Origin of the sequence: Nocardia abscessus NBRC 100374 (assembly GCF_000308455.1) — a bacterium.
GTDB lineage: Bacteria > Actinomycetota > Actinomycetes > Mycobacteriales > Mycobacteriaceae > Nocardia > Nocardia abscessus.
This window is the reverse complement of record NZ_BAFP01000274.1, coordinates 311,680-328,549: the sequence shown is the minus strand read 5'-3', so window position 1 is coordinate 328,549 and position 16,870 is coordinate 311,680. Positions and strand designations below refer to the sequence as shown.

Below are 16,870 nucleotides of genomic sequence, written 5' to 3'. Positions count from 1 at the left end.
ACTCTCTGTGAAGATTGCGGATGCGCGGCATCAACTTACGTCACGGCGCGGCCGCCGCACGAGATGCCGGCTTCCCGGTGCCGGTCATCTCGTTCGCTCCACCACCCCGCGCAAGAACGCGGCTTGACCCGCGTGCTGCAGATCGTCGGAGATCACGCTGACCAGTCGCACCCCGAGCGTGACCGGCGGATCCCAGCGGGGGTCGACCACGCGGTCCAGGTCGCCGTCGCCGAGTGTCCGGACGAAACGCAGCGTCTGCTCGTGCACCGCGTCGAAGTAGCCGGTGAGCAACTCGGCGGGTGCGCGGATCACCGCCACGTCGGCGGCGCCGTCGCCGTAGCCCGTCGCCGACTTGTCGATGGGCAGGCCGAACCGGTCGTACCACCCCTGCGCGGTCCAGACCTGCTCGGTACCGGCCACGTCCGCGAGGTGATCGTCCTGCACCCGGGTCAGGTGCCAGATCAGCCATGCGATCGAGTTGGCGCCCGGATCGGCCCGGTAGACGAGGTCGTCGTCCGCGGATCCGTCGACGGCTTCGTGCACTACTTCTTTGATCCGCTCGAAAGCGTCGGTCAGCACATCGGCACTGGTAGCCATGAGTCGACGGTACCGAGAGCGGGCGCCGAGGACGAGCCCTGCGCGGTCGCCGCGATTCTCGCACGATCGCACCACATTGAACGTGCCATTATTCAACGGTACGATATGTGATGGTGACATTGGTCGATGGCCTCCGAATCGGTCACCGACCGGACGAAGACGTACCGAAGTGAGGAAGTACCGATGATCCACGACCTCGAGACCGGGCGCGCCCGGCGAGCCGTTGTCCGCGTGGCGATGGTCGCCGCGCTCGCACTCACACCCGTCGCCGCTGTCGCGGCGCCCGCGATGGCGCAGCAGCCGACCGTCGCGCAGACGAGTCAGGCCGAGGAGATCCACGGCGGCTGGCACCGCCACGGCGGGTGGGGCCGGCACGGCCACGGCGGTTACGGCGGCTGGGGCGGTTATGGCGGCTGGGGCGGCTACGGCGGCTACGGCCTCTTCGGCAATCCGTACGGCTTCTGGGGCAGCCCGCTCGGCATCTGGCCCGGCGTCGTCTGGATGCTGCCGGGCACCGGAAGCGCGCTCTGAGGACGAGCGCTCCGGACGGTCGGCCAGGTGACCTCCGGCTCCGCGCCAGGACACGGCGCTCGCGTGCGCGTCGGCGTACAGCGCGGATCCGGAATCACCTGCCGCCGAGAGGAAACAGTCCCGGCGACATCGGACAGCCCATGGCCCCGCAACACCGTGGCGGCCTCGAATTGCGCGCACGCGCCGGCACACTCCACGAGCGGAGGACATCTCCCCCCTTCGCCCATCCGAGTCGCGGGAAACCCCAGCACCTTCGCAGCACTCGGCCGACGAGCTCCCTCTCTCCGATTTCATGCCGGGCGTTTCGGAGTATTTGTCTGTTCCTCCGATCGAATTCCGCAGTGCCCCTGAGCGAATCAGCACACATTCTGCAACCTGGACGTATAGTCGGTTGAAACCAATGTTGCCCGAGGATAATTCGCATCCGTCCGGTTCGCGGTGCCGCCACCGATTTTTCGTGAAATTCGCAGAACGATTGCTTCGGGAAAGCCCTGCGGCCAGAATGGGTGGGGCCGAGAACCGGCATCTTGGGGATTCGTCGGCACTCGTGGCCGACACGACTATGTGGGGAAATACGATGAGAGTCAACAGATTCGCCGCCACCGCCCTACTCGCGGTCGGAGCCACCGGAATTGCGACGGGCGTCGCGCACGCCCAGCCCGCCTCGCCCGCGCAGGTCAGCGTGCACGGCGTCGAGCAGGGCATCGGGTTCACCTCGGCGCCCGCCGCCGACGGCACCGGGGTGGTCACCACCCTCGACGCGGGTACCTTCGCTTTGACCGCCGACGCCAGGGCGGTCGAACTGCGCAGCGGCACGGGACAGATCGTCGCGACCCTGCCCCTGGCCTTCCAGGCCGCGGGCGCGACGCACGGCCTGGCGCCCGCGATCACTGACGCAGGCCGCACCCTCACGGTGACGCCGGTGAACGCGCCCGCGGCGACCGAGCGCCTCACCCAGTTCGTCGGTGAGGACGAGACGCTGGCCCGCAAGCAGTACAACGCGGGCATCGGCGCACTCATCGGGGCGGGGATCGGCGCCGTGCTCGGCTTCTTCCTCGGCGGGGTCGGTGCGCTGGTCACCATTCCGATCGGGGCGGGCATCGGTGCGCTGATCGGGTTCTCCACGCCGTAATCGGCCGGCCCGGTGTGCGGCCGCCGATGGACGACCGCACACCGATCGCCGGTCGCATCGCCGGGATTCCCTGGGCGCGTGCACGCTCGGCGCGGCACTCGACCGAGGGGGACGCGGCGATCCGACCGTCGGCTCCACCGCGAGTCGTCCAGCCCCGTGGACGGCAAGCCGAAACGAACTACCCGGCCGCGCGCTGGGGCATGATGGGGTGGCACGAAGACGATCGGAGCGAAGACACAGGATCCGCGAGATGGCACAGCGCAGTTCCCTCTCGCAGCGACGCGCTGCATTGGAACAAGAGTGGTCCCGATGGATACCCACCGGAGCACCACAGGGTGACTCCACGCTGCGCAGCGAGGTCGCGCAATCGTGGCTGCGGTCGCTGCGCACCGTCGATCCGGCGCGCGACCACGCGCCGCTCGCCGAAGCCGACGTGTCCGCCCGCTGGGCCGAATCCCCGTTGCGCACACCGGTATCCGAGCTGACCGACCAGTTGCGCGACATCACCGAGGGCGCGGGCTACGTCGCGGCGATCACCGACGAGACCGGGACCATTCTCTGGTCGCACGGCGGTCCGGTGATGCGCCGCCGGGCCGAACAGGTGAATTTCGCACCGGGCGGTCGCTGGGACGAGGCGCACATGGGCACGAACGCGCTGTCGCTGGCGCTGCGCACCGCACGACCGCACACCGTCTTCTCGGCCGAACATCTGGTCGCCGCCCTGCACGGCTGGGTCTGCTACTGCGCGCCGATCCGCGCCGCGGGCGGTCGGCAGCTCGGCGTGCTGGACCTGTCCACCACCTGGGACCGCGCCCACCCGCTGGCCCTGTCCACCGCCCGCACCCTGGTCAGCGCCATCGAAGCCAAGCTGCACCACCGCATGGCCGCGCCGGGAGTCCGGCTGACCTGTCTCGGCGCGGGCCGCCTGATCCGCGACGGCGCACCTGTTCGCTTGCGCCCGAGGCAACTGGAGATCCTGGCTCTGCTGGCGCTGGAGCCCGAGGGCTTCACCCATGAACGCCTGCACTTCGCGGTGTACGGCGACCGGCCGGTCGGCACGAGCACGCTCAAGTCGGAGATGTCCCACCTGCGCCGCGCCACCGGCGGCGACATCACCAGCCGGGTCTATCAGCTGGTGAGCCCACTGTCCTGCGACGCAGTGGACGTGCTCACCGCGCTCGAGGCGGGCGACACCGCCACGGCGGTCGAGCTGTATCGCGGGCCGCTGCTGCCCGACTCGGACACGCCAGGGATCGTGCGGTGGCGCGAATATCTGGCAGTCGGCGTGCGCACCGCGGTTCTGACCAGTGCAAACGTCGAGCACGCTCTGCGCTACGGCGAGCGCGCACCGCACGACGCCGAGGTGCACGAACACGCGCTGCGCCTGCTCCCCGCGGGCGACGCTCGTCGCGCGCTCGCAGCCGCCCGGCTGCACGGCGCGCTACGCGACTGAATTCTCGCGCACACGTTCGGTGGACGCGCGGGACCACCGCGCGCCTCAACGTTTCCTCAACCCTCGCCCGGCATAGTGACCCGCGTCACGGCCGGACCGCCGTGCGCATCACGTCCGCAACCAGCGAGGAGTACCCGCCATGAGCTACGCGAAGCCGGGAGCCGAGGGCAGCGTCGTCGAATTCGCCACGCGTTACGACAATTTCATCGGCGGTGCGTGGACCGCCCCGGTCGAGGGCCGCTACTTCGAGAATCCCTCCCCGGTGGACGGACAGACCTTCTGCGAGGTGGCGCGCTCGTCGGCCGCCGACATCGAACTCGCCTTGGACGCCGCGCACCAGGCCGCCGACGCGTGGGGCGCCACGTCGGCGGCCGAGCGGGCGAACATCCTCAACAAGATCGCCGACCGGATCGAGGACAACCTCGAGGCGCTGGCGGTGGCCGAAACCTGGGAGAACGGCAAGCCGGTCCGGGAAACGCTGGCCGCCGACCTGCCGCTGGCGGTCGATCACTTCCGCTACTTCGCCGGCGCGGTTCGCGCCCAGGAGGGCGGCATCAGCGAGATCGACGCCGACACCATCGCCTACCACTTCCACGAACCCCTCGGCGTCGTCGGGCAGATCATCCCCTGGAACTTCCCGATCCTGATGGCCACCTGGAAACTCGCGCCCGCGCTGGCCGCGGGAAACGCGGTCGTGCTCAAGCCCGCCGAGCAGACCCCGGCCTCGATCCTGAAGGTCGTCGAACTGATCGCCGATCTGCTGCCGCCCGGAGTTCTCAACGTGGTCAACGGCTTCGGCGTAGAAGCGGGCAAGCCACTGGCCGCCAGCCCGCGCGTGGCCAAGGTCGCCTTCACCGGCGAGACCACCACCGGCAGGCTGATCATGCAGTACGCCAGCGAGAACATCATCCCGGTCACCCTCGAGCTGGGCGGCAAGAGCCCGAACATCTTCCTGCCCGACATCATGGCCGCCGACGACGCCTTCCTGGACAAGGCCGTGGAGGGCTTCGTGATGTTCGCGCTCAACCAGGGCGAGGTGTGCACCTGTCCGTCCCGCGCGCTGATCCACTCCTCGATCTACGACGAGTTCATCGCGCGGTGCATCGAACGCACCAAAGCCATCCGCAGCGGTAACCCGCTCGACGAGGCCACCATGATCGGCGCCCAGGCCAGCAACGACCAGTACGAGAAGATCCTGTCCTACATCGACATCGGCCGCCAGGAAGGCGCCGAGGTGCTCACCGGCGGCGGTCCGCGCAAGGTGCAGGAGTTCCCCGGCGGCTTCTACGTCGAGCCGACGATCTTCTCCGGCCGCAACGACATGCGCATCTTCCAAGAGGAGATCTTCGGACCGGTCGTGTCGGTGACCACCTTCGACTCCATCGATGAGGCGCTGAAGATCGCCAACGACACCCTCTACGGACTCGGCGCCGGAGTGTGGACCCGCGACATCAACGCCGCCTACCGATTGGGCCGCCAGATCAAGGCGGGCCGGGTCTGGACCAACTGTTACCACGCCTACCCCGCGCACGCGGCGTTCGGCGGGTACAAGAAGTCCGGCATCGGGCGCGAGAACCACCGGATGATGCTCGACCACTACCAGCAGACCAAGAACCTGCTGGTCAGCTACTCGCCGGACAAGCTCGGATTCTTCTGATGAGCGGTCCGGTCCATCGCGTCGAACTCACCGGAGCAGCGGAGACACTGCTGCACCGGCTGATCGCCCAGCACGGCCCGGTCATGTTCCACCAATCCGGCGGCTGCTGCGACGGAAGCTCGCCGATGTGCTACCCGCGCGGCGAATTCCGGGTCGGCGCGTCGGACGTGCTGCTCGGGCACCTGGCGGCGGACACCCCGTTCTGGATGAGCGCCGACCAGTACGACTACTGGCGCCACACCCACCTCACCGTCGACGTGGTACCCGGCCGGGGCAGCGGGTTCTCGCTGGAAGCACCCGAAGGCGTGCGCTTCCTCATCCGCTCCCGCCTGCTCACCGACGAGGAGCTCGCCGTCCTCGCGGCGCAGCCGCCGCCCACCGGGGCGGATCTGCCCCACTGACCCGGCGCACCGGCCACTGCGGGATACGGCAGCGCCGGTGCGCCGCCGGGGCTGCTCACCGAACCGCCGCCGCGGTGAGCAGCCCCGCTCCGGTTCCCACCAGGGCGGAAAAATCTCCATGCGGGAATAGTGAAGGAGCGGATACGGTCGTTCGAGGTGGTTAGACAAGCGAACGAGAGGAGCCGCGGTGGCGACCGAGACTGCGACGGCGTCGGTGGGGCTCCGATCCGAGCGCGGCGCCGTGCTCGGCTCGCTGATGCTGGCGACCGCGCTGGTCGCGCTCGATTCGACGGTCATCGCCACGGCGGTGCTCACCATCACCGACAGTCTCGGCGGGTTCGCGCAGTTCCCCTGGTTGTTCTCCATCTATCTGCTGGCGCAGGCGGTGACGGTACCGATCTACGGCAAGCTCGCCGACACCGTGGGCCGCAAACCCGTGATCCTCTTCGGCATCGCGATGTTCGCGCTGGGTTCGCTGCTGTGCGGCGTCGCGACCAGCATGCTCGGGCTGATCGTCTTCCGCGCCGTGCAGGGCATCGGCGCCGGAGCGATCCAGCCGATGACGATGACCATCGCGGGCGACCTGTACACGCTGTCGGAACGTGCCAGGGTGCAGGGCTATCTGGCCAGCGTGTGGGCCATGTCGAGTGTGGCGGGTCCGCTGCTGGGCGGCCTGTTCGCCGAGTACGTCAGCTGGCGCTGGATCTTCCTGGTCAACCTTCCGCTCTGCGCGCTGGCCGGATGGATGCTGGTCCGCAGTTTCACCGAGAGCGCCCCACGGCGCAGACAGAGCGTCGACTACCTGGGCGCGGCACTGCTGGCGGTCGGAGCGGGCGCGTTGATCCTCGGACTGCTCGAGGGCGGCCAGGCCTGGGCCTGGTCCTCGCCCGCCAGCATCGGAATCTTCGCAGGCGGCGCGGGCCTGCTGGTGCTGTTCGGACTGGTCGAACGCAGGGCGCCGAATCCGATTCTGCCGCTGTGGGTGTTCACCCGCCGCGTGGTGATCGCCAGCAGCCTGGTGTCGGTGCTGATCGGCGCCATCCTGGTCGGAGCGACCTCCTACGTGCCGACCTTCACCCAGGGGGTCCTGGGCACCGGCGCGCTGGTCGCGGGCCTGACGGTCGGCGCGCTCACGCTGGGCTGGCCGCTGGCCGCCTCCCAGGCGGGAAAGGTCTACCTGCGCTTCGGCTTTCGCGCGACCGCCCTGCTCGGCAGCGGTCTGGCCGCGATCGGCGCCGCGAGCACAGTGCTGATCACGCAGCACTCGACGCTGTGGCAGATCGCCGCGTCGTGCTTCGTGATCGGCATCGGCATGGGCTTGGTCGCCACTCCGACCCTGATCGCGGCACAGACCAGCGCCGAATGGACCGAGCGGGGCGTGGTCACCTCCGCCAATATGTTCGGGCGCTCGATCGGCAGCGCGGTGGGCGTGGCGGTGTTCGGCGCGATCGTGAACGCGCGGGCCGGTCACACCGATCACCCGCTGCCCGAGGTGCTGGCCTCGGGGATCCATCTGGTCTTCGTCGCGATCGCGGCGATGGCCGTCGTCATGGTCTTCGCCGCGACCATGATGCCGCGGGCGGCGACCGACTGACCCGAACCCCGCCCGGTCGCGGCGCGGGCATCCCGGCTACGGCACCGGGCCGGCGGATGCCGCCGAGTCCGACCGGTGCTCGTGGCGTCCCGGAGTGAGCTCGGTCGGGCGAGTGGCGGGTGCATCGGACGACACGACCCGACGCAGCGGGTTTTCGGAAGCGTCCGGTACCGGAGGTAGCGCAAGCTGGGGCTTCCCAACCGAACCGGAACTTGGAGGTCGCAGTGGCACAGGCCGTATGCGGGATCGTCGGCGTGTTCTTCCTGGGCATGGGTGCGTACGCGCTCGCGGCGCCCGCCGCGCTGATCAAGCCCTTCGGCGTCCAGCTCACCGAACCGAGTGCCCGCTACGAAGTGCGCGCCGTCTACGGCGGCTTCGGCGTGGCGATGGCCGCTGTCCTCGCGGCGGCCGCCGTCGACCTCGGATCGCTACGCGGCGGAATCATGGTCGCCGTCGGCGCGGCGCTTGCGGGCATGGCCCTCGGCCGGGTGGTTTCTGCCGTGCTCGATGAGCGCACGGCTTTCTATCCCACCTGGTTCTACGGCGTGGTGGAGGCGGTCGGCGCCACCGCGCTCTTCCTCGCCGCCTAGCGGGAACCGCCCGTCACCTGATGGCGGGAGTCGTTCGCCGTGCCTGGCTTGCCGAGTTTGTTCAGCGCGAAGTACCCGGCCGACACCAGCACCGCCCACACCACCCCGACGACGATCGCGGTGCGCCCGCTGTCGGTGAACAGCAGCAGCACGACCACCAGGCCCAGGAATGCCAGCGCGAGGACGGTCGTGTACGGCGCGGCGGGCAGACGGTAGTCGCTCGCCGGGAGTTCACCCCGGGCGACCTTGGCGCGGTAGAGCAGGTGGCAGACCAGGATGACGCCCCAGACGAAGATGATGCCGATGGTCGACACCGAGGTGATGTAGGCGAAGGCCTTGTCCGGAGAGATGATGTTGATGACCACGCCGATCACCATCGCCGCCGCCGACGCGGTGATCCCCACCCAGGGCACCGCGTTCGCGCTCAACCGGGTCAGCCGGGCGGGCGCCTCGCCGCGCAGTGACAAGGTGCGCAGCATCCGGCCGGTCGAGTAGATCCCCGAGTTGCACGACGACAGCGCCGCGGTGAGCAGCACGAAATTCACGATGCCCGCCGCGCCGGGGATGCCGATCTGCTGGAAGACCTCCACGAACGGGCTCTTGCCCGCGTGGAAGTTGCGCCAACTGGACACGGACATGATCACCACGAGCGCGCCGACGTAGAACAGGCCGATCCGGAACGGGAGCGTGTTGATCGCCTTGCGCAGGGTCGTGCGGGGCTCGCGCGCCTCCCCGGCGGTGACGCCGACCAACTCCACGCCCACATAGGCGAACAGCACGATCTGCAGCACCAGCAGCGACTGACCGAGGCCGTTGGGGAAAACGCCGCCGTCGGCCCACAGATTGGTGACCGTGGGATTCGGCGCGTGACCGAAACCGATCAGCAGCACGCCGATGCCGAGCAGGATCATGCCGATGATCGCGGTCACCTTGATGGCGGAGAACCAGAACTCGCCCTCACCGAACAGCCGCACGGAGATCAGGTTGGCGGCGAACATCACCGCGAGCACGACCAGCGCGGTGATCCACACCGGGATGTCGAACCAGTACTGCACGTACTTGCCCGCCACGGTGATCTCGGCCATGCAGGTGGCCACCCACACCGCCCAGTACGACCAGCCGGTGACGAAACCGGCGAAGCGACCGAGGAATTCGTGCGCGTACTCGGCGAAACTGCCCGAGATCGGCCGGTAGGTCAGCAGCTCGCCGAGCGCCCGCATGATCACGAAGATGGCCAGGCCCGCCGCCAGGTAGGCCAGGATGAGGCCGGGGCCCGCCTGCTCGATCGCGCCGCCCGCTCCGTAGAACAGACCCGTGCCGATCGCGCCGCCGATGGCGATCATTTGAATGGTGCGCGGGCTCAGGCCCCGGGCATAGCCTTCCGAGTCGCCGCTGTCCGCCGGAGCCGACGGTCCGGCGTCCTGAAGATGACGGTCGGAGGCTGTCATACCGCGGTCCTTCCCCTCGCTGGGCGGCGACGCGAGGACTCCGGTCGCCGGCCGGTGCGCCGAACACACGACGTCGGATCGTCGCGCGTCCGGCCTGGATCAGCTCGTCACGCTACCGCCCCGGTGAGACGCGTCGTCCCCGGGCCACTCGCCGAGGCCACCCACACCTATCGGATGGGCGTTCCGGCATGCCATCATCGGGTCCCTACCGAAAGCAATGTGTCATGACCGAAATGCCCGCCGGGCGCTCGCGAGCAGTGCGCTATGCGATCCGCACCACCGTTGTCCTGATCGCGATCGTCGCCGTCCTGCTCGGTGCGGCGTTCGCGACGACGGCGGTCCTGCACATCCCGTCGCCGCCGACGCTGTTGCGACTCATGACCGACCCGCCCTCCGCGCAGGGCGCGCTGTTCGAGAGCCGGACGGTGGCCGCCTCCCCCACCCCGCGTCCCCTGCCGATCGCACCGCAGCCGCTGCCCGACCGGGTGCCGTGGAAGGGCTCGCACCTTTCGATCGCCGATTTCCTCGACACCACGCACACCAATTCGTTCCTGGTCTTGCGCGGCGGGGCGCGCACGCACGAGTGGTACCGCGACGGCGTCACGGCGACCACTCGCCAGTCCTCCTGGTCGGTGGTGAAGTCGATCGTGTCACTGATGACGGGCCGAGCCATCGCCGCGGGAAAACTCGGCGAACACGACCGCCTGGTGCAGATCCTGCCCGAGCTGACCACCGGCGGCGCGTACGACACCGTCACGGTCCGCGACCTGCTGGACATGGCCTCCGGTGTCGACGTCTCGGAGAACTACAACAAGTACATGCCGCTGACCGGCACCGCGCGGATGTATCTCACCGAGGATCTCGCCGGATTCGTCCGGGACCACCACGGCCTGCGGTTCCCGCCGGGCAGCGCGGGTGAATACCGCAGCATCGACACCCAACTGCTGGGCATGGCGCTGGCCCGAGTCGAGGGTTTGCCGCTGGGTGCGCTGTTGGAGCGCGACATCTGGGCGCCGATCGGCGCCGAGGACGACGCGCTGTGGAATCTCGATCACGCCGGCGGCCAGGAGAAAGGGTTCTGCTGCCTGAACGCGACGGCTCGTGACTTCGCCAAGATCGGCCAGCTGGTGCTGAACGGCGGCCGCGTGGGCGACGCGCAGATCGTGCCGCCCGAATGGATCGAACGCATCCGCACACCGGCCCCGCATCGGGTGGGCGACTGGCCCTACGGCGCGCAGTGGTGGCACCCGACCGGTGGGGACGGCGCCGACCTCACCGCTGTCGGCGTATACGGCCAGTACGTCTATGTCGACCCGCCCAGCGGCACCGTCATCGTGAAGCTCAGCGACCACGGGACCACGCAGGACGAGCAGGAGATCATCGAGGTGTTCCGCGCGATCGCGCGCGGCTGAGGCGGCCGGCGAAATACACCGGGGACGCCGGGCGTTGGGACTGGAGATCGGCACTCTGGAGGAGATAAATGATCGACGTCCCGCTGTCCGTACTGGATCTCGCGCCGGTGCAGTCCGGCCGCACCGTCGGCGAGGGGCTCGACGCGACCACCGAATTGGCCAGGCGCACCGAGGCTTTGGGCTACCACCGCTTCTGGGTGGCCGAACATCACAACATGCCCGGCATCGCCAGTTCGGCGCCGAGCGTGCTGCTGGCGCACTTGGCGGCCGCCACCTCCACAATCCGGGTCGGCTCCGGAGGAGTGATGCTGCCCAACCACGCACCGCTCGTGGTCGCCGAGCAGTTCGGCACCCTGCACGCACTGCATCCCGGACGGATCGACCTGGGCATCGGACGCGCGCCCGGCACCGACCAGGCGACCGCCCGCGCGCTGCGGCGGACCGCCGACGGCCTGTCGGCGGAGTCGTTCCCACAGGAACTGGCCGCGCTGCTCGGCTACTTCCGCGGGTCCGATCCAGGCGGCATCGCCGCGACGCCCGGCCGCGGCGAGGAGCCGGAGATCTGGCTGCTGGGTTCCAGCGGCTACAGCGCCCAGGTCGCCGCGGTGCTCGGGCTGCCGTTCGCCTTCGCGCATCACATCAGCCCCGACAACACCCAGCCCGCGCTGGCGCTCTACCGCGAGCACTTCCGGCCCTCCGAACGCCTGGCGCGCCCGCACGCGATGGTGGCGATCGCGGCGATCTGCGCCGACACCGACGAGCGCGCCGAGACCCTCGCCGGTCCGCGTGACCTGGCCTTCCTGAACCTGGTGCGCGGCACGCCGCAGGCCCTGGCCACGCCGGAGGACGCGGCCGCGTTCCGCCCGTCCGAGCACGAGCGCGCCTTCATCCGGCAGCGCCGCGCCGGGCAGTTGCTCGGCTCGCCGGAAACGGTGCGCGCGCAGCTCGCCGACCTGCTGCGCCGCACCCAGGCCGACGAGCTGATGATCAACACGTTGGTCTACGACATCGACGAGCGTGCCCGATCGTTCGAACTGCTCACCGAGAAGGTCGCGGCCTGAGGCCGCGGGGTCAGTGCAGCCGGAAGCCGTGGTTGGTCAGCGACTCGCGCAGCCGGTGCCTGCCGTTGAGTGCCGCCGCCGAGGCCAGTCTGGCCAGCACACGCTCGGTCCAGGAATGCGAGAGCTGTTGCTCGGCATAGAATTCCGCGATCCGGGTCTCGTACTCGGCCACGTGCGCCCGTTGCGCGTCGAGGTCGTAGGTCTCCCGGTGCAACACGGCCTCCTGCGGCAGGCGCGGCTTCACCCGCGCGTCCTCGGCCGGGTCGGGGTGGCCGACCACCAAGCCGAAGACGGCGAACACCTGCGGCGGCAGGCCGAGTTCGGCGGCGACCGCTTCCGGCTTGTTGCGCAGCGCACCGATGTAGACGGTGCCGAGTCCCAGCGATTCCGCCGCCACCACCGCGTTCTGCGCCGCGAGCGCGGCGTCGATGAATCCGACATAGCTGGACTCGAGGTAGTCCGCGCCCTCCAGCGGCGCGCTCCGGTCGGCGGCGAGCTGGCGCAGGCGGGCGAAATCGGCCGTCCAGACCAGCAGCACCGGCGCCTGCGCGATGTGGGCCTGATCGCCCGCCAGCGCGGCCAGACGCGCTTTGCGCTGCGGGTCACGGACCGCGATGACGCTCCAGACCTGCAGATTCGACGACGTCGGCGCGGACTGCGCCGCGGAGATCAGCAGACGCAGGGTGGCGTCGGGCACCGGGTCGGACAGGTAGCGGCGCACCGAGCGGTGCTCGTGCAGCACCTGCAGGACTTGGTTCCACTGCGCGGGTTCGACCGGTCGCGGGTCGCGGTAACGCTGCTGCACGGCGTGGGTCGGTGTAGGCACGGACTGCGTCATGGTGGTCATCTTTTCGTCAGGGCGGCACGCCGTCAGCGGTTGCCCGCAGCTCGAGCCGAACACAGGTAGGGTAAGTAAGGCAATCCTAATTATTTTCATCGGAGGTTCTGTTGGCACGTCCTCGCACCACCCTCACGGTGCAGCGCACCGAATGGCTGACGCCACACCTGATCCGGGTGCACCTCGGCGGTCCCGGCTTCGCCGCGTTCCGGCCCAGCGAGTTCACCGACTCCTATGTGAAGTTCATCTTCGCGCAGGACGGGAACGAGGTCCTGCGCACCTACACCGTCCGATCGGTGGACCCGGTCGCCGAGGAGATCGCGGTGGATTTCGTCTTCCACGGAGCGGAGGGCATCGCGGGACCATGGGCCGCCGATGTTGCGCCGGGCGCGACCATCGACCTGTACGGTCCCGGCGGCGCCTACGCTCCGCGCCCGGACGCCGACTGGCATCTGCTGGCCGGTGACGAGGCGGCGCTGCCCGCCATCGCCGCGGCACTCGAGGCTCTGCCCGCCGAAGCGACCGGCCTGGCGTTCGTCGAAGTCGCCGGTCCGGACGACGAGCTGCCCGTGAAGCAGCCGGACGGCATCGAGCTGACCTGGTTGCACCGTGGAGTCCGGCCACCGGGCGAATTACTCGCCGAAACCGTCCGCGCGGCACCGTGGGCGCCCGGGCAGGTCCAGGTGTTCATCCACGGTGAAGCCAAGTCGGTCATGCAGGATCTGCGCCGCTATGTCCGTAAGGATCGCGGCGTCCCCGCCGAGTGGGCGGCATCGATCTCCGGGTACTGGCGTCGCGGCCGCACCGAGGAAGGCTTCCGGGAGTGGAAAGCCGAACTGCGGGCGACCGAGGAAGCCGACGGCTGAACCGTCAATCGCCCCAGCCGCTCATCGCCACGATCGCGTCCCAGGTGAGCGTCGGGAGTTCGGGGTGGCGCTGCTGGATGATCACACCGGCAAGGCTCGCGGGCGGCGCCTTCCGCGGATCAGCCAAGGCCTGGGCTTCGATCGCCGCGCCGAGCGCACGGCTACCACCCAGCCGCGGATACGCGGCGTGCACCAGGTCGGCGAAGCCGGGCGGCAGGTCGGTGGGCGCACCGCCCACGTCGAGGCCGATCCCGTCCACCGCGATCCACGTTTCCGGCGGCCTGCGACGGCGCCAGACCGGCGAGTCGGTGAAGCCGGAGGTGTGCGCGGCGATGGCGTCCCAGATCGTGTCCACCCTGGTGTCGGTGACGCCGTTGTCCTCGAGGAATCGCGCGGCGCGATCGGCGCCGTCGACCTCGAACCTCTGCTCGCCCTCCGCGCTGTCGGCCAAGCCGATGTCGTGCAGTGCGCAGATGAGATACATGGTCTCCTCGTCGTAGTCGGCGCCGGGCCGCAGGCCTTGCCGCTCGGCGACCGCACGTCCGAAGAGGAAGCCGCGCACGCTGTGGTTGCGCAGCATCGGGGAGAGTTCGGCGGCGATGAGTTGGTTCACCTTGTCCGCCAATGAGGTAGCTGGGAAGTTCAATGAAATATTCTGTGCTGCAGCGGGTTTCGCCGCGACGACGTAAGCGCTCGCGGCAATGCCCGCGCCCAGCGCGGCACGACGAGACATGGACATGGTCGTACTCCTGGTGAGTGAAGGGTGTGATCAGCTCGCGGGCGCGCGGAAGCGCCTGCGGTAGTCGCTCGGCGAGGTGCCGAGCAGGTCGAGGAAGGTGCGGCGCATCGTTTCCTCGGAGCCGAATCCGCTACGCCGGGCGACCGCCGTCATCGGCTCGTCGCCGGATTCGAGCAGCGCCTGCGCGGCTTCCAGCCGGACCTGCTTGACGTAACGCCCCGGCGTCATGCCGATCTCCTGCCGGAACAGGCGGCTGAGATGGCGTTCGCTCAGCGCGGCGCGGGCGGCCATGGCCGCCAGGCTGTGGTCGGCGCACAGGTCGGCGACCACCGCGTCGACCACCTGGCGCAGACCGTCGGTGCGCGGCGTCGGAATGCTCGTGCGGACGCTGAACTGCGACTGGCCGCCGGGCCGGTGCAGGAACACGACGAGATGTTTCGCCAGCGAGCGCGCGAGTTCGGCGCCGTGCTCCTCCTCCACCAGCGCCAGTGCCATATCGATGCCCGCGGTGACGCCCGCGGAGGTGATGATCGGGCCGTCGCGCAGATAGATGGCGTCGGCGTCGACCCGGACGAGCGGAAACCGCTGGGCCAGTGCGGCACACGCCAGCCAATGCGTGGTAGCGCGCCGCCCGTCCAGCAACCCGGCCTCGGCCAGTACGAACGCGCCGGTGCACACCGAGGCCACCCGCCGCGCCGCGCCGCCGACGGCGCGCACCGCGTCCACCAGCGCGGCCGGAACGTCGTCCTCCGGCGGATATCCCGGCACCAGCAGCGTGTCGACCTCGCCGCTCAGCTCGCCCAGCGCCCCGTCGACACCGAGCGGTACGCCGACGTCGGTGCGCACCGGAGTTCCGTCGGGCGAGGCGAAGCGAATCCGGCGCCCGGCCCAGTGCAGCACCTGCACCGGCCCGGCGACGTCGAGCATCAGCACCCCGTCCGATACCGCGACCACGACGTCACCGCTTGCCTCCATGAACCCAGTCTCGAGCCGCCGGGACGGGTCCGCAAGGACACTTAACCCACAGATCCGGACATGCGGACGACGAAGGCGCGGGAGGGCAACGGCAGGAAGCTGGGTCCGCCGATCCACCCCTGTTGACGCGGCGTTCTCAGTAGCATTGACGCACAACAGATTCGGTGACATACGACGAAGGGGGCGGGGTGGATCCGTTCACGGTGATCGTGACCGCGTTGATCGCGGGCGCGGCAGCAGGCGGACAGGACGCGGCATCGGAGACGGTGCGGGACGCGTATCAGGCGATCCGGCGCCGCATCAGCCGCGGCGATGCGGACGCACAGGCGAGGGCCGCGTTGGAAGCGAACGAAACATCACCCGGCAGCGACGTCGCGGCCTTGGAAGCCGCAGTGGTCCAGGCGGGAGGAGTGGACGACAGCCAGTTGCAGGCGCTGGCGGCCCAGCTGCTGAGGGCATTGCCCACCGCGGAAACCGATCGGGCCCGGCATCATATCGACCTGCGTCACGCCAAGGGCGTACAGCTGGGCGACAACAACACGCAGAACAACACCTTCCACTGACTGCGGCCAACTTCGACGGGCCGCGCACGATCCGCCGGCGCGAAGCGCTGACCAGAGGTTCCGGTGAAAAATCAGCTCCCGATTCAAATCGGCGAAAGAAATATCCAGAACAATTTCTGGACCGAACGCAAAAGATCGCTTGTCGTGATCGGCACAGCCCTGCTGATCATCATATCCGTGTCGGCGGCCGTCACAATATATTTACTGCTGCCGGATCGCGCCGTATCCGCCCAGCACGCACTCGACGCCGACCGCGAGGAACGAGACCGCACCACACCTCCGGTTCGAGTGGAGGGCGTGAGCGGCCCACCGGGCGGTCCTGCGTCACTGGCTTCACCGAGCGTCATCGACCTGGATGGAGTGACCCTGGACAGGTCGAACGTGCAGAATCTCGTCCCCGACGGTGTACCACTGGGACAACTCATGACGCATCCTCGTGAACCGAAATTCTCTTCGGGATACAGCGAAGGTTCGCTCTACTACAAGCTGACCGGACAGAACTACACGCCGGTCCAGATCTCCAGCATCACCGCCAGAATACTGGAGAGAAACCGGCCGCCATCGGGAACTATCGTCCCGTTCTTTCCACAGGGCGCGACGGAAGCATTGACAATGGGATTCGACTTGGACTCCAGTGATGTCGTCGAGGCGAAGGCGTTGGACGAGTTCGGCCGATTCACCGAGCTCGATTACCTGAAAACACATGCGGTCACCCTCGCACTGAACGAGACGCTGGCATTCGAGATAGAAGTCCGCGCGCGAGAATGCGACTGCAGATTCGTGGTGGACGTCGGGTTCGCAGACGGCCGCTCACTGACGATCGACGACGGGGGAAAGCCATTTCGATTCGTCACCTTCGCAAGCTCATACGAGCGTGCATACGTCCCGATGTACGACATGGTGGATGGCTCCTTGGCACCGAAGACGAAACTCCGGCGATGCCGGTACCTCAACGAATGCCAGCTGCGGTATCAGCAGGTGTACACCAAGTAGCCGGCGCCGGGTCGCGGAGT

At 68.9% G+C, this 16,870-nt stretch carries 17 protein-coding genes; 12 read left to right on the top strand and 5 right to left on the bottom strand.

What is annotated here, in order from left to right:
* Positions 1 to 84: 84 nt before the first annotated feature.
* Positions 85 to 597 (bottom strand): mycothiol transferase, encoded by a 513-nt coding sequence (locus tag ON19_RS38250; protein ID WP_043704445.1) that lies wholly within the window; start codon positions 595 to 597, stop codon positions 85 to 87.
* 183 nt (positions 598 to 780) lie between these two features.
* On the opposite strand from ON19_RS38250, the gene ON19_RS39625 reads away from it, so the two are divergent.
* The 7 genes from ON19_RS39625 (at position 781) to ON19_RS38215 (ending at position 7,955) form a co-directional block, all read left to right on the top strand.
* A complete protein-coding gene (locus ON19_RS39625) occupies positions 781 to 1,128 on the top strand; it encodes a hypothetical protein (RefSeq protein ID WP_157230088.1) in 348 nt (115 codons plus the stop codon).
* 577 nt (positions 1,129 to 1,705) lie between these two features.
* Positions 1,706 to 2,260: a DUF8020 domain-containing protein gene (locus ON19_RS38240; protein ID WP_043704443.1), complete on the top strand. Its 555-nt coding sequence runs from the start codon at positions 1,706 to 1,708 to the stop codon at positions 2,258 to 2,260.
* 250 nt (positions 2,261 to 2,510) lie between these two features.
* On the top strand, positions 2,511 to 3,713 hold the full coding sequence (locus ON19_RS38235; RefSeq protein WP_043704441.1) for a sigma-54-dependent transcriptional regulator family protein: 1,203 nt from the start codon (positions 2,511 to 2,513) through the stop codon (positions 3,711 to 3,713).
* 139 nt (positions 3,714 to 3,852) lie between these two features.
* On the top strand, positions 3,853 to 5,370 hold the full coding sequence (exaC, locus tag ON19_RS38230; RefSeq protein ID WP_043704440.1) for an acetaldehyde dehydrogenase ExaC: 1,518 nt from the start codon (positions 3,853 to 3,855) through the stop codon (positions 5,368 to 5,370).
* Positions 5,370 to 5,771: a DUF779 domain-containing protein gene (locus ON19_RS38225; RefSeq protein ID WP_043704438.1), complete on the top strand. Its 402-nt coding sequence runs from the start codon at positions 5,370 to 5,372 to the stop codon at positions 5,769 to 5,771. Before exaC ends, ON19_RS38225 begins: the two co-directional genes overlap by 1 nt.
* Positions 5,772 to 5,958: 187 nt before the next feature.
* A complete protein-coding gene (locus ON19_RS38220; RefSeq protein ID WP_043704436.1) occupies positions 5,959 to 7,365 on the top strand; it encodes an MDR family MFS transporter in 1,407 nt (468 codons plus the stop codon).
* Positions 7,366 to 7,589: 224 nt separating this feature from the next.
* Positions 7,590 to 7,955, top strand: a complete 366-nt coding sequence (locus ON19_RS38215; RefSeq protein WP_043704433.1) for a DUF4345 family protein — start codon at positions 7,590 to 7,592, stop codon at positions 7,953 to 7,955.
* On the opposite strand, the gene ON19_RS38210 is transcribed toward ON19_RS38215, so the two are convergent.
* On the bottom strand, positions 7,952 to 9,403 hold the full coding sequence (locus tag ON19_RS38210; protein ID WP_043704694.1) for an amino acid permease: 1,452 nt from the start codon (positions 9,401 to 9,403) through the stop codon (positions 7,952 to 7,954). The genes ON19_RS38215 and ON19_RS38210 overlap by 4 nt on opposite strands.
* A 224-nt stretch (positions 9,404 to 9,627) precedes the next feature.
* Here ON19_RS38210 and ON19_RS38205 point away from each other — a divergent pair, with 224 nt between their 5' ends.
* Positions 9,628 to 10,815 (top strand): serine hydrolase domain-containing protein, encoded by a 1,188-nt coding sequence (locus ON19_RS38205; protein WP_227954881.1) that lies wholly within the window; start codon positions 9,628 to 9,630, stop codon positions 10,813 to 10,815.
* 68 nt (positions 10,816 to 10,883) lie between these two features.
* Positions 10,884 to 11,876 (top strand): LLM class flavin-dependent oxidoreductase, encoded by a 993-nt coding sequence (locus tag ON19_RS38200; RefSeq protein WP_043704431.1) that lies wholly within the window; start codon positions 10,884 to 10,886, stop codon positions 11,874 to 11,876.
* A 10-nt stretch (positions 11,877 to 11,886) separates the two neighbouring features.
* Here the strand turns inward: ON19_RS38200 and ON19_RS38195 are convergent, their stop codons facing one another.
* Positions 11,887 to 12,714: an NADPH-dependent oxidoreductase gene (locus ON19_RS38195; RefSeq protein WP_043704690.1), complete on the bottom strand. Its 828-nt coding sequence runs from the start codon at positions 12,712 to 12,714 to the stop codon at positions 11,887 to 11,889.
* Between the two features lie 110 nt (positions 12,715 to 12,824).
* Between ON19_RS38195 and ON19_RS38190 the strand changes: the two genes are divergently transcribed.
* Positions 12,825 to 13,580 (top strand): siderophore-interacting protein, encoded by a 756-nt coding sequence (locus ON19_RS38190; RefSeq protein ID WP_043704430.1) that lies wholly within the window; start codon positions 12,825 to 12,827, stop codon positions 13,578 to 13,580.
* Positions 13,581 to 13,584: 4 nt separating this feature from the next.
* Here the strand turns inward: ON19_RS38190 and ON19_RS38185 are convergent, their stop codons facing one another.
* The gene (locus ON19_RS38185; protein WP_043704429.1) at positions 13,585 to 14,319 is read right to left on the bottom strand and encodes an HD domain-containing protein; all 735 of its coding nucleotides are present in this window, start codon (positions 14,317 to 14,319) and stop codon (positions 13,585 to 13,587) included.
* Positions 14,320 to 14,349: 30 nt separating this feature from the next.
* Entirely contained in the window at positions 14,350 to 15,294 is a 945-nt protein-coding gene (locus ON19_RS38180; protein ID WP_043704427.1) for a GlxA family transcriptional regulator, read from the bottom strand.
* Positions 15,295 to 15,458: 164 nt separating this feature from the next.
* Here ON19_RS38180 and ON19_RS38175 point away from each other — a divergent pair, with 164 nt between their 5' ends.
* Both ON19_RS38175 and ON19_RS38170 read left to right on the top strand, forming a co-directional pair.
* The gene (locus ON19_RS38175; RefSeq protein ID WP_157230087.1) at positions 15,459 to 15,857 is read left to right on the top strand and encodes a Het-E N-terminal domain-containing protein; all 399 of its coding nucleotides are present in this window, start codon (positions 15,459 to 15,461) and stop codon (positions 15,855 to 15,857) included.
* A 63-nt stretch (positions 15,858 to 15,920) separates the two neighbouring features.
* A complete protein-coding gene (locus ON19_RS38170; RefSeq protein WP_157230086.1) occupies positions 15,921 to 16,850 on the top strand; it encodes a hypothetical protein in 930 nt (309 codons plus the stop codon).
* The last annotated feature ends 20 nt before the right edge of the window (positions 16,851 to 16,870 follow it).

Excerpts from the sequence above, each read along its gene's own strand:
- ON19_RS38200 (WP_043704431.1), top strand. The coding sequence starts at position 10,884 with ATGATCGACGTCCCGCTGTCCGTACTGGATCTCGCGCCGGTGCAGTCC.
- ON19_RS38185 (WP_043704429.1), bottom strand. The coding sequence starts at position 14,319 with ATGTCCATGTCTCGTCGTGCCGCGCTGGGCGCGGGCATTGCCGCGAGC.
- ON19_RS38225 (WP_043704438.1), top strand. The coding sequence starts at position 5,370 with ATGAGCGGTCCGGTCCATCGCGTCGAACTCACCGGAGCAGCGGAGACA.
- ON19_RS38205 (WP_227954881.1), top strand. The coding sequence starts at position 9,628 with ATGACCGAAATGCCCGCCGGGCGCTCGCGAGCAGTGCGCTATGCGATC.
- exaC (WP_043704440.1), top strand. The coding sequence starts at position 3,853 with ATGAGCTACGCGAAGCCGGGAGCCGAGGGCAGCGTCGTCGAATTCGCC.
- ON19_RS38240 (WP_043704443.1), top strand. The coding sequence starts at position 1,706 with ATGAGAGTCAACAGATTCGCCGCCACCGCCCTACTCGCGGTCGGAGCC.
- ON19_RS38235 (WP_043704441.1), top strand. The coding sequence starts at position 2,511 with ATGGCACAGCGCAGTTCCCTCTCGCAGCGACGCGCTGCATTGGAACAA.
- ON19_RS38250 (WP_043704445.1), bottom strand. The coding sequence starts at position 597 with ATGGCTACCAGTGCCGATGTGCTGACCGACGCTTTCGAGCGGATCAAA.
- ON19_RS39625 (WP_157230088.1), top strand. The coding sequence starts at position 781 with ATGATCCACGACCTCGAGACCGGGCGCGCCCGGCGAGCCGTTGTCCGC.
- ON19_RS38210 (WP_043704694.1), bottom strand. The coding sequence starts at position 9,403 with ATGACAGCCTCCGACCGTCATCTTCAGGACGCCGGACCGTCGGCTCCG.
- ON19_RS38180 (WP_043704427.1), bottom strand. The coding sequence starts at position 15,294 with ATGGAGGCAAGCGGTGACGTCGTGGTCGCGGTATCGGACGGGGTGCTG.
- ON19_RS38195 (WP_043704690.1), bottom strand. The coding sequence starts at position 12,714 with ATGACGCAGTCCGTGCCTACACCGACCCACGCCGTGCAGCAGCGTTAC.